Origin of the sequence: uncultured Dysgonomonas sp. (assembly GCF_900079725.1) — a bacterium.
Classification (GTDB): Bacteria; Bacteroidota; Bacteroidia; order Bacteroidales; family Dysgonomonadaceae; genus Dysgonomonas.
Genome location: NZ_LT599032.1, coordinates 2,014,832 through 2,030,267, shown reverse-complemented (window position 1 = coordinate 2,030,267; position 15,436 = coordinate 2,014,832). Strand labels below are relative to the sequence as shown.

The window sequence follows — 15,436 nt, the reverse complement described above, 5'->3', positions numbered from 1 at the left end:
TGCTTATATTAAAAGAGATCTTATTCGAATATTCTGGTTTGTGAAATAGTTAAAGCCCAGGGTGCAACTGTAATCTGTACATTCAATGATGACGGAGCTTCAGAGCTGAAAGGATTACTTGTTCCTAAACCTTTTACAACAGTCTTGATGTTATATGTATTGTTTCGTTTTACATATTGGTGACTGTTAGAACCTCCACCTGATACAGAAGAGTTAGTTCCTTCCAAGTTTATAATTACAGGGAAGTATGTGTAGCCGTTAGCATCGACACGTCCAGGTACATTACTGATGTATTTGTTGCTTTGTTTAACTCTAGCTCTCAATACGATCATTGTAGGGTATATCTTGCCATCCACAGGTTGATTCTCATAAAGATAGAAGTATGTGTTATTGTTAGATGCAGGAGAAGTTAAGAAGTTCTCTGCGCCAGACAATATTGTGCTTGTTGAAGGATACAAATCTCCATTTCCGGAAAATCCCTGGTAATAATCAACAGGTAGAGAAGATAATGAAGGACTGCTAACATTATAGTTTCGCACTGCATTCAGGATGAAAGCTGTTGGTTCCTCAAATGTATATTCAGAGCTTTGCCATTGCATATCTTCTATTTTTACTCTTGCTGCTAATCTGCTAAGAACGAAAGTGTGAGGCTCCAGAGAAGTACCATCGGACGGACTTGTAGAGTAGCCTAGATAATTCTTGCCCGGAAGAACAGAGATTTCGATCATATCTGTCGACATTGTCAGTTGTCCGTTTTCTTTTTCATTTTTGAGATCCGATGTGATTTTTTGCAACTCAGTAAGAGTCTTTATTGCTGATACATCTCCTGCATAGTTTGCCAGAACGAATACTTTTTTAGCCCCGCTGGTTACAGCGATGTTGTCCAGTTTAGTTATACTGTTGTTTTGGCTTGTAAGGCTTTTTATAGCTTCTAGTGTACCGTCAGCATTAAAAACAAATGCATCTAGTTTGAGTACTTTATCTTCTTGAGTAGGATTGCCTGAGGCCTTAGTTTGTGATGTTCCTGAAATTTGTAAACTTATGCTAGCTTTTTGGCCTGCTACTACAACAGGTGCATCGCTTTCTTCTATTTTATCGCATGACACAGTGAAAAGTGCAATAATAATTGCAAATAGAAATAGTTTTTTTGAATTCATTTTTAATAGGTTTAATAGATACTTTTTTGATTTTCCTTGTGAGTTTTGAGACAATGAATTTCCTGAGATGAATGGCCGGTTCTTCTCTGTTCCTTTTTAAACGGATTCGGAAAATATTCTCTTTTATGATTTGTAAAGAGGGTTACAGTTTGTCCGCAAAAATCAATACGCTTACATTTACATTACGGCACAAAAGTAATGCGAATATTTATGCCCCATAATAAGAAAAAGGGACAAAATATCTATTAAAAGGGACAAAGATAAAATCTCTATTTGCTTAATAATTTAGTCTTTAGGTTGTGTTTGTCGCAGAACTGGAGAAGTTCGGCCATGTTGGAGAAATGGAATTCAGACAGGACTTTGTCTATCGACACGGTTTGATGGGCCAGGTAATATTCCAGTCCTTTCACTTTCTGAAGCACAATCCATTTATGAGGAGTAGTCCCGAATTCAGACTTAAATTTTCTCGTAAAGGTTTTGGTGGTCATAAAGCAGTTCTTAGCCAGGCTTTTCACCGTACTGTTATGTGTGTAATTAGTTAGCACACCTATCCTGAAATGATTTTGGCTAAGTAGTACCGGGGAGAAGAAAGCCGCAAGAGTCTGTTTGTCATATAATGTACGCATCAGGAAGACAAACTCTTTTTTCTTGATGTCATATACATATTTTGAAAATATCTTATTTCGTCTGTAATAGATAATTCCCGACAAGAAATAGCGTAAAGTTTTTTTTATGAGTAATTTATTGAGCTCTATCGGGTCTGGGGCGTATAGTGACACGATCTGATTCAGCAAAACCTGATCGATAAACGGGAGAAGGTTATCAGACTTTAATTCTATATATATGGTACTTTCTTTAGTAATACTTTTATATGGACCGAATACCTTAGATATAAAAAACATACTATTATCATCGAATAACTTATGCTCAGAAATGTCTTTCTGAACGAGTATTTTGCCTTTCATCACAAAGATGATGCTGTTTTCGCCAGGTATACCTATTGTAAATTCTTTGTCATTATCTATATAATGTACCTTAAATGAATCATCTTTTTCTAAAGGTAAAATATAGTTCTGTTGAGAATTCTCATATTCGGTCAAGGCTTTTTCTATATTAGGAGTTGGTATAGTCATATATGTAATTTGAACGTATTTATCTCTTTAACAATCGATAAATATGGAATGTTCTGACTAAGGGAAGTGATCTCAGGCAATTTTTATATTATTTGTGATGTCATAGATTGGCAGATTGTTGGTTGTCAGTGATATATAATCTTTTGGGGAGTTTTGTCCTAGGATGCCTGTTATCCTTTATCCCTTTGTTTTGATACTGAATTTTTTATCTTGGTAAAAGATGTATACTTGGATAAACAAAATCATCCGCATTCTTAATTTAAGAATACGGATGACTATCTAAATCGTATAATTTTATTGTCAGCTTTTCCTTATATCCGGGATATACTTAATATACATTCCTCTAGGCTCAATAAATTTTGCTCTCCGGTCGCCATATTTTTGAGCATTATTTTACCTTCGTTCATTTCGTTTTCCCCAATAATGGCAACATAAGGAATCTTATTGGAATCGGCATATGACATTTGTTTTTTCATTTTTGACTGTTCCGGATAAATTTCGGTGGATATATTTGCCTGACGCATTTTGGTGATTATAGGTAATATATATGTTTCCTCCTTTTCTCCGAAGTTAACAAACAGTACCTGCGTATTCTGAATCGAATCTTTCGGATACAAATCCAATTGGTTCAATACATCGAAGATACGATCTGCTCCGAAAGAGAAGCCTACACCGGATACACCGGGTAATCCGAATATTCCGGTCAGATTATCGTAACGCCCTCCGCCTGTTATGCTTCCCATTTGTACATCCAGTGCTTTTACTTCAATAATCGCTCCTGTATAATAGTTTAATCCGCGGGCAAGGGTTAAATCCAAGTCCAGTTCGGAACGGATGCCTATAATTTTTAGCCTGTCTAGAATAAAGCCTAGCTCTTCAACACCCTTTATTCCTGTATCAGAGTCTTTAAGTACTGTTTTTAGTGTGTCCAGTTTTTCTTCATTACTACCCTGTAGCAAGATAATCGGCTGAAGCTGTTCAATGGCTTTCAGAGGAATGCCTTTCGAAGCCAGTTCTTCATTTACCTTTTCCAGCCCGATTTTGTCCAGTTTATCTATGGCAACCGTAATGTCTGTAATTTTATCCGACTCACCTATAATTTCGGCTATGCCCGATAGTATTTTGCGGTTGTTCAACTTTATGCATACCCTGATACCAAAGCGGTTGAATACTTCATCTATGATCTGTATCAGTTCCACTTCATTGATAAGCGAATCTGAACCGATAATATCGGCATCGCACTGGAAAAACTCGCGATAACGTCCTTTTTGGGGCCGGTCGGCACGCCATACAGGTTGTATCTGGTAACGTCTGAAAGGAAAAGTTATCTCGTTTCTGTGCATAACCACATAGCGGGCAAAGGGCACTGTGAGATCGTAACGAAGCCCTTTCTCGCTCAGCTTGGTTGCAAGACGGTTTACATTTCTTTCCGACAGTTCTTCATCAGAAATATCTTTCAGGAAATCGCCTGAGTTGAGGATCTTAAACAGTAGTTTGTCGCCTTCTTCCCCATATTTACCTAGCAATGTAGACAGGTTCTCCATGGCAGGAGTTTCTATCTGACGGAAACCATACAGTTTAAACACTTCGCGGATAGTATTAAAAATATAGTTGCGTTTCGCCATTTCTTCCGGCGAAAAATCTCTTGTTCCTTTCGGGATAGAAGGTTGTGACATAGTTTTACTGTTGATATGCATTATATTATTAAGCTGCAAAGATAGGATTTTTTTAGTAATCAGTCATGCATCAGGATAAACGGGATTTTGTTTTTTTGGAAGAAGTTTATCTATATAGTAAGCTGTTAGCCATTCGCTGTCAACTGATAGTTCTTTGAAATAATTAATTAGCAAATTTGTAAATTAGCATATTAGCAAATGAGTGAAATAGTGTAACCTTTACATACGCTACGCTCCTGTGACTGTCGGTTGTTACCTTTTGGAAAAGCTGTAGGGACGGAATATTTTCCGCCCGAAATAGAAAAAGGTCTGCGGGCGGAAAATATTTGGCTCCGCCGATTTTCAATTCGCCCCTACAGAAGAATGCAAAACCTGTTACCTTTGTTACTTTTTAATCAGACATGGTTAATTAATGTGAAATAAATAAGGTAAAGACAGTGGGAAAACTGTCAGATGTGTCAGGTTTTAACGAAATATAGTTAATAAATATAAATAAGATAATGAGTTATGAATCTCACTTCAGTATAACCAAGCGCAACATTATTAACTGCTGACTGTTCACTGATACATGTGTAACCTTTGTTACTTTTTTTCTGTTGAATGTGGATTTAGAATTTTTCTTTGTCAATCGTTGCCGGGTAATATTCTACTTGTTAATCTATGTTTAATTAATGGGGTTAAATCTTTCCATAAAACATATTCGTTATATTTTTGTATATAGGTAGCAGACAACTGCACAATATCCTTAGACAATAAATAGAATGAATATCAGATATATAACAGCACTGGCTGTATCATTTACAGTTTTTTGCTCATTCGGACCAGTCACCGAAAATAAAAAAAAGACCCCGACACTCTACAAAACAGCGGACTCTGTAAAGATGAGCAGATGGGTCGACTCGGTATATAATCAAATGTCGCCGGAAGAACGTATAGGGCAATTGTTTATGCCTGTCGTAGCAGGCGATAATACAGATGCTAACAAAAGAAGGATGCTCTCATTGGTCAACGATCAGCATGTAGGAGGTATCCTCTTTTCGAAAGGTACTCCTGTCGATCAGGCGGAACTGACCAATCAAGCACAAGGTAGCGCAAAAGTTCCCCTTATGATTTCTCTCGACGGAGAATGGGGGTTATCCATGCGCTTATCCAATACGATCCGTTTCCCACGGAATATGATGCTGGGTGCCATACAAAACGATTCCCTGCTTTATTATTACGGGCTGGAAGTTGCCCGCCAGTGTAAACTGATGGGAATCCATGTGAATTTCGCCCCTGCATTGGATGTGAACAGTAATCCGGCAAATCCGGTTATAGGTAATCGTTCATTCGGCGAAGAACCTGATAATGTGTCCAGGCTGGGAGTAATGTACGCTAAAGGATTAGAGGCCGGAGGAGTGATGGCTGTAGCGAAACATTTTCCGGGACATGGTGATACCTCCACCGATTCTCATAAAGTGCTACCATTGATAGCGCATGACAAAGATCGACTGGAAGATGTAGAATTTAAGCCGTTCAGGGAGTATATACAAAACGGCCTTTCGGGAATGATGATTGCCCACCTGAATATTCCGGCTTTGGACGATAAAAAACAGCCGAGTTCTTTGTCGGAATCGATAGTTACCGGCCTGCTTCAGGATGAACTCGGTTTTTCCGGACTAATATTTACCGACGGGCTACAGATGAAAGGGGTTTCCGGCGAAGAAAATTACTGTGTAAGGGCATTGCAGGCAGGAAATGATATATTAGTAGGGCCGCTGAACCCTGTAAAAGATTATGAGTCTGTAAAAAAAGCCGTGGAAGATAAAATTCTCAGTGAGGAATTAATAGCAGTCAAGTGTAAAAAGGTTCTGGCCTATAAATATATTCTGGGTGTGAAAGATATCAAGCCTATAGATACAAACGGACTGTTACAACATCTGAATACATCCCATGGCGAATGGATCAACAGGGAGTTGCACAAGAGTGCTGTTACGTTATTGAAAGATGATCAGAAGATCATCCCTCTAAAAGAACTGGATAAGCGAAAGATTGCCGCTATTTCTATTGGAGAACGGGCGGATAATACCTTTCACAATACATTGAAGCTATACGCGGATGTAACTTGTTTTAGTGTAGCCAATGGTGACGAGTTATTAAAGCTGAAAGATAAATTAGCATCATTCACTACGCTTATCATGTCTGTTTATAATAACAGGGGGAATTCGAATGCTGCGATTCAGTCTGTTGGCCAGGGAAAAGAGACAATTATGGCATTCTTTATTGTTCCCTATCGTATGTCTTCTTATGCTGCGTCTGTCAAAGCTGCCGATGGAGTTATCCTTGCTTATGAAAACTCTGATCTGGCACAGGATTATACTGCCCAGGCGATATTTGGGGGCAATAGAGTAAATGGTAAAATACCTGTAACAGTAAAAGGCCTGTTTAAAGAAGGGAAAGGTATCGATATAAAAAAGACAAGGTTGAGTTATGACATGCCAGAAGCAGCCGGAATCTCTTCCGGACGGTTTAATAAAATAGATACAATAGTACAGGAAGGAATAAAGGCAGAGGCCTACCCCGGTTGTCAGGTATTGATAGCCAAAGACGGCATCGTGATATATAACCGTTCGTTCGGTTCGTTCGAATATAACGGAAACCGTAAAGTGACAAATGATGATATTTACGATTTGGCATCTATGACCAAGGCTACTGCTACAGTGCCCGCTATTATGAAGTTGTATGACGAATCGAAGATAAAACTGAGTACGCCGATCAGCACCTATGTGCCTGTGCTGAAGGGGACGGATAAGTCACAGATAACCATTCGTCAGGCGTTGTTGCATGAGACAGGTCTTACATCTTTCATTCCGTACTATATGGATGCCATTGATAAATCGAGCTATGACGGAAAGTTGTTTAACAGGAGCCGCACGAGCCTTTATTCTGCGTTATTCGATTCCAATACATGGGCGCGTACAGATTATAAATATAAATCTAATTTAGTATCCACAACAGAAAAAGCAGGTTTTGTCCCTCTGGCAGACGGATTGTTTATAAATGAGGCCTATAACGATACGATTATAGCGGCTATAGCTAGTTCTAAGTTAAGGCCGAGGAAAACCTATTTGTATAGCTGCCTCAATTTTATGTTATTGAAAGAAGTGGTGGAAAAAGTGTCGAAGGAAGATTTGAATTCTTTTGTACAGGATAATTTCTTTAGCAAATTGGGATCTGTTACATCGACTTATACCCCTCTCAAGAAATTCGACAAAGGCCGTATTGTACCTACCGAACAGGATGATTTTCTTCGTAAGCAGTTAATTCAGGGATATGTGCATGATGAGGGAGCTGCTTTTATGGGTGGTGTTTCGGGAAATGCAGGGCTGTTTTCCAATGCAAATGATCTGGCTAAATTATATCAGATGTGGCTTAATAAAGGGGAATATGGCGGAGAGGAATATTTGTCGGAAAAAACCTGGCAGCTTTTCACGAAGACTAAAAGTGCGACTTCGCGCCGGGGATTGGGCTTTGATAAGCCGGAAATGCGAACCAATAAATCCGGTCCTACATCGGCAAGCGCGCCGGCAAGTGTATACGGCCATACGGGATTCACAGGAACTTGTTTCTGGATAGACCCCGATAATGATTTAATTTTCATATTTTTGTCTAACAGAATAAATGACAAGCGTACACATAAACAGCTTATGAACATGAATATCCGCCAACGCATACAGGAGGAAATGTATAGGGCTACAAGGAAAGGTGGAAGTTTGTCTGAGCTGACAGAATCAACTAACATAAATACTAATACTAATATTGACACTGATGACGACGACCAAACTGACGCTGAATGATGAGGTAAAACCTTTTTTCGAAACCGATGACAAAGAAATATGGGACTTAATCATTGAAAATAAGATTGATGATCTATTGGCTACTTTACCCCGTGAAGAGGATAATACATTGGACATGATAATAAGAGAATTATTATCGACAGGCAAAAGTGAGACATTCGAAACATATGACTTTATAAAAATAGAGGAGGGAAACAATGTACTTTTCAGAGATTTGGTACGCTTGGTCTTCGCTTTGGATATAAACGGGAACTTCGAAGAAGCCCGTCTTGTATTGGTTGACAGAATGTTTGATGTAATACCCGCTATGGTTGAGCAAATTCAGAAAGAGTCGACCGGATACCCAATGAGAAGGGTAGATGAAACTATTCTGGTAGAAGGGTCTACGTTGCGGGCAGCATTAATGAGTTTTGTTTACTATTATCGCCGGAAAGATGATACGGATGCCTTGCATTTTGTAATCGTAATGCGTTCCAAAATCACGCTGGCCATTATGAGCAACTACAAAAATGTGCTGGGGCATGACATGATTGAATCGGCGCAAATAAAGGAGAAAGTAGGCGAGCGGGACGCAGCACTCAGTTTCTATAATCTGGTGAAGGAGAATCTTAAAGGCGAATTACATTGGTTTGTAGAAAGTCCCGAAATGGGAGCGAATGAAGATGATACTGTTATGTTACGGGCTTTACGGGAGGCGTATGCCTCTATCGACAGACTGAAAGATACATCTGAGTTTGAGAAAGTATGTGCGGTTATAGATGAGGTGCTAAGCCGGGAATATGAGGAATTTGATTTCGACGAGGATGAAGAGGAGGATGACGAATAGGATAATATATCTCCTTTTATTTCTTTGCCCGTTATGGCTTTCCGTACAAGGGCAAAGGAGTGTTTCCGTTCTCGAAAGATATTTACAGACAAAAGAACTTGTAAATATTCACACGTTGGATACTTCAATCCGTGCGGACCTGAAGTATGCGACAACAGATAACTTTACAAAAACAATTCTTTACGATACCTTGTTTAATGTGTATATGCATCCCGTTGCGGCAGCCAAATTGGTTAAAGCGCAGAAGTACCTGAAGGCGCTTCATCCCGGTTTAAGCCTATTGGTTTATGATGCCGTCCGCCCATTGAGCGTACAGAAGAAAATGTACAAGGTAGTACAAAATACGAAGTATGCTGCTTATGTGGCGAATCCCACCCGCACAGGATTGCATAACTACGGAATGGCTGTAGACCTGACTATCTGCGACAAAAATGGTAAACCGCTGGATATGGGAACTCCTTTCGACTTTTTTGGGCGTGCTGCCGGAATAAACAAAGAGACGGAGTTGATAGAACAGGGGGTATTAACCAGGCAACAGGTAGAAAACAGAAAGTTGCTGCGTAAGGTAATGACACAAGCGGGTTTTCTGACTATAAGGGGCGAGTGGTGGCATTTTAATGCTGTATCGCTGACCGAAGCTAAACAATTGTACAACATAATAGAATAGCGGTTATGAAAAAAACTTACACAATTTTACTCATGTTATTTTTCTTGAGTGCTTTTGCATATAATGCATCTGCACAATTTGTTGTAGCTCAGGATACGATCAGGGGGAGGATTGATTTCAGCCCTCGTTTGGGAGACCTGAATAATACAACAATTGTACCTAATGATTCTGTTTTTTACATGTTTCCTCCTACACCTGAAACCGATCCATGGAGATATGTAGATTATTACCTCCCATCGAGGGATACAAAGAGTGGCTATATACAGGGAACTAAACTGATGCGTGTAGATGATTATGACATTGTAGAGGTGGAAAGGCTGTCGTCTCATGGAACAATTTCTTTTAAGAACGATAACGTAAGGGTTCATATTGCTGTAGCGAACGTAACCTCAAAAGATACTTCTGTTAAGCTTGGCAATAATGGCGGTTATACAGTAAACGGTAAGTCAGCTAAAGGGACTTCAAGATGGGCTGCTCCTAAATTACGTTACCAGTCTATATCGGTAACAATAAAAGGAAAAAATATTATCTTCCCTAAAAAAGTTTATGAGCACCTGTTTGAGCCTGAAATTGATAATATGGTGGTATATTACAATGAGCCGAAAGATATTGTATATATCGTTGCAAATAATGGAAGTGCAAATAATTATTATCAAGCCATGTGGCAAGTATCGCCGAGAGGTGTTGCTAATGTATACATATTTGATCCTTCCACCAAATAGGAAAAATAGGAACTATTTAGATATTGCGTCTTTTTTACACCTAAATGTGAACATTACTTCTCATTTAGGTGTTTAAATTTATAAAGAGACAAATGGATAATTGAGTTTTGAGAAAACCTTTTTAAATAGCAGATGCCCCTAATCCAGTCTTTTATATAACCATATCTCCGCTCAATCAAATAATTCGATCTTTTGAAAAACTTCTGCTTGGTATAAGGTTGTGATAACCTGTGTGATATATTGCGAATGTTTAATCCTTTAAATATATAAATGCCATGACAAAAAATGATATTGGAATGAAAGCCGGCAATATCTTCTTATTGCTATTAGAAAAAGGGAAAATGTCGATCCGGGAAATTGGTGATTTTACTCATGATAAGGATAGGATAATATTTTTGGCATTGGGCTGGTTGCTGAGGGAAAATAAGGTTCGTCTTCTGGACAGGAACGGATTATTATGTGTAGAAATAAATAACCCTGTAGCCGAATCTGTCATTGATAACCTTTACAATAGGGGATAGGTACGAACGTTAGGGAATAATAGATACGATTTTATTCTTCATAAAATTCTAAATCCGACCATTTATTAGACTGAATTTGATACACTGTGAGGATATATTTTCATTCTTTAATACTAAAATAAAGGAAGTAAGACCTTTGCATATTTGCAAAATATATTTATCTTTGCATCCGCTTTGCGTAATCTCTGACGGGAGAGGCTCGTGTATATTGCGTATATTAACAAGAAAACCATCATATAATCATGGATTTAATTAAAGTTGCTGAAGAAGCATTTGCTACAGGAAAAGAGCATCCTAAATTTAAAAGCGGGGATACAGTGACCGTTGCCTACCGTATTAAAGAGGGTAACAAAGAACGTGTTCAGCAGTATCGCGGGGTAGTTATCAAAATTGCAGGACATGGTGAGAAAAAACGTTTCACAGTTCGCAAGATGTCTGATAACGTTGGTGTAGAAAGAATTTTCCCTCTCGAATCTCCATTTATTGACAGCATCACTGTAAATAAAATTGGTAAAGTTCGTCGTGCTAAATTGTATTACCTACGTGGTCTTACAGGTAAAAAAGCCAGAATCAAAGAAAAAAGAGTTGCAAAGCAAGCTTAATTTTTTATTCTGTCGGTTGCGCGGAAAAAGATATAGGAGAGTCTGTCTACAAACAGGCTCTTTTTTTATTCCGGTAATACAATCGGAATTAATTATGGTTACTATCCTGATCCCGATTCCGTACTTGTCTTAAAATATTTTTATCTTTAACCTTTTATATTCCATTTCCATAGGCATTGATTTATGAAAATAAGAAAGATTTATTATTTGATTGTAATTCTGTCGGTAATATCTGTTGCCAATATCAATTTCACTCTTGCTCAAAAGAAAAGTGAATATGTAAACCTTTTTATCGGAACAGCAGGGGATAATGGTCAGGTTGATCCTGCCGCGTGCGTTCCTTACGGTATGGTGCGTATCTGCCCCGATTCCGACCCGAGGACGCATGTCGGTTATGATTATGATGTAACTAAAATATCAGGGTTCTCTATCAATCGTATTTCAGGAATAGGATGTAGTGGAGCGGGTGGAAACTTAAGTGTACGGCCCGCCCTGAAAAAAGAAAGATTGAATATAAATAAGGAGACAGAAACTGCTAGACCCGGTTACTATTCCGTGGTCTTGGATAATGGGGTGAAAACTGAATTCACAGCAACTAACAATATAGCTTTCGAACGGTTTTATTATCCATCAGACAAAGAGGCAAATCTGACATTGAATGTCGGAGCTTCTTTTACCAAGGTATTGGATGCGAAATATGAGGTTGTTTCTGATACCGAGATAGAAGGCTATATTCATGCCGGAAACACATGCGATCATGGTGCGTTTAAACTCTATTTTTATTTAACCACTAACAAGGCATTTAGCTTAATCTCAGAAAGTGAATATGATACTGAATTACTATTCAAGAACACAGACGGCAAACCTGTAGAACTGCGAATTGCCATATCGCCGATAGATATTACCACTGCAAAAGAAGAAAATGTCATAGCAGGTAAGCTCACTTTTGATAAAGCAAAGAAACAGGCTGCCGATAAATGGGAAGATATCTTGTCGCGAGTGGGTGTGAAGGGTGGGAGTACTGAGGATAAGACCTTGTTCTATACTTCTATTTACCGGACATTCCTTAGCCCGGCTAACACTACTTCGTGGGATAATAAATTCTTAGGTACCGATGGCAATATATACCCGAAAGAAGATTTTACGTATTACAGTTCGTGGTCTATGTGGGATACATACCGTACAAAATTTCCCTTAATAACATTGCTGGATGCGAAGTCGATGCATGATATTGCAAACTCTTTATGTAAGCTCTATGTTTATGGAAAAAAGGATTGGGCGACGAAATTTGAATCAACGCCGACTGTACGTACCGAGCATACAATCGCAGTCTTATTGGATGCTTACAAGAAAGGTGTACCCAATATTCATTTGGAAGAAGCATATAGCGGCATAAAAAAGGAAATGGATAATCTTCCGGCCAATCGTCCCGATCAAACCCTCGAAAGTTGTATTGACTGGTGGGCAATGGCACAGATAGCCGAAATATTGGGGAGGACTGATGATGCAGAATATTATAACGAAAAAGCAAAAAATACATTTATACAGACATGGAATAAGGAATTTAAAGACATTGACGATTCTTATATGAAAATGCGCAATAGCGGTCTATATCAGGGAACACGCTGGCAATACCGCTGGGCACTGCCACAGTATCTGGATGAAATGATAGAGAGTGTAGGAGGCAAAGAAAAACTAGAAGGACAGCTCGATTATTTCTTTGCTAATAACCTATTCAATCAGGGTAATGAAGTCGGGATACATACTCCTTATATCTTCAATAGATTAGGGCAATATGCAAAGTCTCAGAAAGCTGTCCGACGGATAATAAAAGAAGACCTGAACCATCTTTATGGGGGAAATGCCGAATATCCCGTTCCATATTATGGCAAGCCGTTTAAGGTTGAACCTAAAGGGTTTATGCCCGAGATGGATGAAGATGATGGAACAATGAGTGCATGGTATGTATTTTCATCTATTGGTCTTTTCCCTCTCGTAATAGGGGAGCCCTGGTACGAAATCACATCACCGTTCTATGACTCGGTAGTTATCCATCTGGATAATGGTAAAAAATTGAACATCAGAGTAAAGAATCGTAAATCGCCTGCGGATATAATCAGACAAGCGACATTTAACGGGAATATTATACCGGATCTCAGAATCAGCCACAATGACATTGTCAAAGGCGGTACTCTGGAACTGGAGTATTAAAAATTAATACAGAAGAAATTTATATGAGAGATTTTATCATATCAGAATCAAAAAATAAAGAGGCCGTTCTTGTTGGCCTTATTACACAATACCAGACCGAAGAACAGGTAAACGAATACCTGGACGAGCTTGCATTCCTTGCTGAGACGGCAGGCATCATACCTGTGAAAAGCTTTACTCAGAAACTGGAACATTCCAATCCTGTCACGTTTGTGGGAACCGGAAAGCTGCAAGAGATAAAGCAGTATATGGAAGACAACGAAATAGACCTCGTAATCTTCGACGATGAACTGTCTCCAAAGCAGATTCGTAATATAGAAAAGGAGTTACAGGTGAAGATACTGGACCGTACCAGTCTTATCCTGGATATTTTTGCCATGCGTGCGCAGACTGCTTATGCAAAGACTCAGGTAGAACTGGCACAATATCAATACCTGTTGCCCCGGCTTACCCGTATGTGGACTCATCTCGACCGTCAGCGAGGCGGGGGTGTGATGATGCGTGGGGTAGGGGAAACCCAGCTGGAAACCGACCGCCGTATTATTCTCAACAAGATCGCTTTGCTAAAAGAAGAGTTGAAGAATATAGACAAACAGATGGCGTCTCAGCGCAAGAACAGAGGAAAAATGGTGCGCGTTGCCCTTGTGGGATATACCAATGTGGGTAAATCTACCTTGATGAACCTGTTGAGTAAGTCTGAAGTTTTTGCAGAGAATAAACTCTTCGCCACATTGGATACAACAGTGCGCAAAGTGATTATTGACAATCTTCCGTTTCTGTTATCGGATACGGTAGGATTTATCCGTAAGTTGCCGACTCACTTGGTAGAATCTTTCAAATCTACACTGGACGAGGTTCGTGAAGCGGATTTGCTGGTTCATGTAGTGGATATTTCCCATCCAAACTTTGAAGAACAGATTGAGGTGGTGAATAAAACGCTTTTGGAGATAGACAAGGAAGAGAAACCTACTATTCTGGTATTTAATAAGGTAGATGCTTTTACCTACACGCCAAAAGATGAGGATGATCTGACGCCTGCCACAAAAGAGAATATATCTCTGGAGGAACTGGAGAAATCGTGGATGCACAAGTTGCACGATGATTGCATCTTTATCTCGGCAAAACAAAAGATCAATATTGATGAATTGAAAAAGAAAGTTTACGAACGGGTAAAAGCTATTCATATAGAGCGCTATCCGTATAATGATTTTCTTTTTCAGAAGTATGACGATGAAGCTAACGATGCGTAAGGTAGTTTCGCACATAAAAGAATCATTGGAAGCGTATTATCCCGAAAGTGAAATTTCGGGATTTACGCGTATTATAATAGAGTATATTACAAAGAAGCCTTATCTGCAAGTATGTGTCGATCCGCCTGTTTTTACACCTGAATTACACGACCAGATAGATGTTATCCTGAACCGTCTGAAGCAATATGAACCGATACAATATATTATAGAAGAAACGGAATTCTATGGGTTACCGTTTTTTGTTAATCGGAATGTACTTATTCCCCGTCCTGAAACAGAGGAGCTTGTAGAGCTTATTCTCTCTGAAAATAAAAAATCAGGGTTGAGCCTGTTGGATATCGGTACAGGTAGTGGAGCTATTGCCGTTGCCTTGGCGAAAAATATGGACAGGGCTTTGGTTTCGGCATGGGATATTTCGTATAAAGCATTGGATGTGGCTGTACTTAATTCAAAAGCAAACTCAACAGATATTTCGTTTGGCAGGGTAGATGTGCTGGGAGATTATCCCACCGATAAGAAGTATGATATTATTGTCAGCAATCCGCCATACGTGTTGGAAAGTGAAAAGGAGCAAATGGAACAGAATGTACTGGAATATGAACCTCATACGGCTCTCTTTGTACCCGACAATAATGCGCTCCTGTTCTATAAGCGGATAGCAGATATAGCGCTGAATTTATTAACTCCGGCCGGAAGGCTTTATTTTGAGATTAATCAGGCAAAAGGTGCAGAGACTGTAAAAATACTTGAAACAAAGGGCTTTACAGACGTTGCTTTGTCTCAGGATTTAAGTAAGAAAGACCGGATGATAAGAGCTAAACTAAAACAATAAACC

12 protein-coding genes are annotated in these 15,436 nt (G+C 39.1%); 9 read left to right on the top strand and 3 right to left on the bottom strand.

Going from position 1 to position 15,436, the window contains the following annotated elements:
• Window positions 1-20 precede the first annotated feature (20 nt).
• From QZL88_RS08600 to hisS, 3 genes are all read right to left on the bottom strand, one after another.
• Entirely contained in the window at window positions 21-1,157 is a 1,137-nt protein-coding gene (locus tag QZL88_RS08600; RefSeq protein WP_296940122.1) for a fimbrial protein, read from the bottom strand.
• 269 nt (window positions 1,158-1,426) lie between these two features.
• Window positions 1,427-2,290 (bottom strand): helix-turn-helix transcriptional regulator, encoded by an 864-nt coding sequence (locus QZL88_RS08595; RefSeq protein WP_296940120.1) that lies wholly within the window; start codon window positions 2,288-2,290, stop codon window positions 1,427-1,429.
• Between the two features lie 311 nt (window positions 2,291-2,601).
• On the bottom strand, window positions 2,602-3,966 hold the full coding sequence (gene hisS / locus QZL88_RS08590; RefSeq protein ID WP_296940118.1) for a histidine--tRNA ligase: 1,365 nt from the start codon (window positions 3,964-3,966) through the stop codon (window positions 2,602-2,604).
• Window positions 3,967-4,727: 761 nt separating this feature from the next.
• Between hisS and QZL88_RS08585 the strand changes: the two genes are divergently transcribed.
• The 9 genes from QZL88_RS08585 to prmC all read left to right on the top strand — a co-directional run bounded on the left by QZL88_RS08585 (window position 4,728) and on the right by prmC (window position 15,433).
• Entirely contained in the window at window positions 4,728-7,802 is a 3,075-nt protein-coding gene (locus QZL88_RS08585) for a glycoside hydrolase family 3 N-terminal domain-containing protein (RefSeq protein ID WP_296940116.1), read from the top strand.
• Window positions 7,774-8,628, top strand: a complete 855-nt coding sequence (locus QZL88_RS08580) for a hypothetical protein (RefSeq protein ID WP_296940114.1) — start codon at window positions 7,774-7,776, stop codon at window positions 8,626-8,628. The genes QZL88_RS08585 and QZL88_RS08580 overlap by 29 nt, the downstream gene beginning before the upstream one ends.
• A complete protein-coding gene (locus QZL88_RS08575; protein ID WP_296940112.1) occupies window positions 8,582-9,295 on the top strand; it encodes a M15 family metallopeptidase in 714 nt (237 codons plus the stop codon). Before QZL88_RS08580 ends, QZL88_RS08575 begins: the two co-directional genes overlap by 47 nt.
• A gap of 5 nt (window positions 9,296-9,300) precedes the next feature.
• Window positions 9,301-10,017 (top strand): hypothetical protein, encoded by a 717-nt coding sequence (locus QZL88_RS08570; protein WP_296940110.1) that lies wholly within the window; start codon window positions 9,301-9,303, stop codon window positions 10,015-10,017.
• Between the two features lie 275 nt (window positions 10,018-10,292).
• Entirely contained in the window at window positions 10,293-10,538 is a 246-nt protein-coding gene (locus QZL88_RS08565) for a winged helix-turn-helix domain-containing protein (RefSeq protein WP_296940107.1), read from the top strand.
• Between the two features lie 242 nt (window positions 10,539-10,780).
• The gene (rplS, locus tag QZL88_RS08560) at window positions 10,781-11,140 is read left to right on the top strand and encodes a 50S ribosomal protein L19 (RefSeq protein ID WP_296940105.1); all 360 of its coding nucleotides are present in this window, start codon (window positions 10,781-10,783) and stop codon (window positions 11,138-11,140) included.
• A 183-nt stretch (window positions 11,141-11,323) separates the two neighbouring features.
• Window positions 11,324-13,351, top strand: a complete 2,028-nt coding sequence (locus QZL88_RS08555; protein ID WP_296940103.1) for a glycoside hydrolase domain-containing protein — start codon at window positions 11,324-11,326, stop codon at window positions 13,349-13,351.
• 23 nt (window positions 13,352-13,374) lie between these two features.
• Entirely contained in the window at window positions 13,375-14,601 is a 1,227-nt protein-coding gene (gene hflX / locus QZL88_RS08550; RefSeq protein ID WP_296940102.1) for a GTPase HflX, read from the top strand.
• Window positions 14,582-15,433: a peptide chain release factor N(5)-glutamine methyltransferase gene (gene prmC, locus QZL88_RS08545; protein ID WP_296940100.1), complete on the top strand. Its 852-nt coding sequence runs from the start codon at window positions 14,582-14,584 to the stop codon at window positions 15,431-15,433. The genes hflX and prmC overlap by 20 nt, the downstream gene beginning before the upstream one ends.
• The last annotated feature ends 3 nt before the right edge of the window (window positions 15,434-15,436 follow it).

What these genes read in the sequence shown, in the direction of transcription:
- QZL88_RS08595 (WP_296940120.1), bottom strand. Translation starts at nt 2,290, where the DNA reads ATGACTATACCAACTCCTAATATAGAAAAAGCCTTGACCGAATATGAG.
- rplS (WP_296940105.1), top strand. Translation starts at nt 10,781, where the DNA reads ATGGATTTAATTAAAGTTGCTGAAGAAGCATTTGCTACAGGAAAAGAG.
- QZL88_RS08600 (WP_296940122.1), bottom strand. Translation starts at nt 1,157, where the DNA reads ATGAATTCAAAAAAACTATTTCTATTTGCAATTATTATTGCACTTTTC.
- hflX (WP_296940102.1), top strand. Translation starts at nt 13,375, where the DNA reads ATGAGAGATTTTATCATATCAGAATCAAAAAATAAAGAGGCCGTTCTT.
- QZL88_RS08555 (WP_296940103.1), top strand. Translation starts at nt 11,324, where the DNA reads ATGAAAATAAGAAAGATTTATTATTTGATTGTAATTCTGTCGGTAATA.
- hisS (WP_296940118.1), bottom strand. Translation starts at nt 3,966, where the DNA reads ATGTCACAACCTTCTATCCCGAAAGGAACAAGAGATTTTTCGCCGGAA.
- QZL88_RS08580 (WP_296940114.1), top strand. Translation starts at nt 7,774, where the DNA reads ATGACGACGACCAAACTGACGCTGAATGATGAGGTAAAACCTTTTTTC.
- prmC (WP_296940100.1), top strand. Translation starts at nt 14,582, where the DNA reads ATGAAGCTAACGATGCGTAAGGTAGTTTCGCACATAAAAGAATCATTG.
- QZL88_RS08585 (WP_296940116.1), top strand. Translation starts at nt 4,728, where the DNA reads ATGAATATCAGATATATAACAGCACTGGCTGTATCATTTACAGTTTTT.
- QZL88_RS08575 (WP_296940112.1), top strand. Translation starts at nt 8,582, where the DNA reads ATGAGGAATTTGATTTCGACGAGGATGAAGAGGAGGATGACGAATAGG.
- QZL88_RS08565 (WP_296940107.1), top strand. Translation starts at nt 10,293, where the DNA reads ATGACAAAAAATGATATTGGAATGAAAGCCGGCAATATCTTCTTATTG.
- QZL88_RS08570 (WP_296940110.1), top strand. Translation starts at nt 9,301, where the DNA reads ATGAAAAAAACTTACACAATTTTACTCATGTTATTTTTCTTGAGTGCT.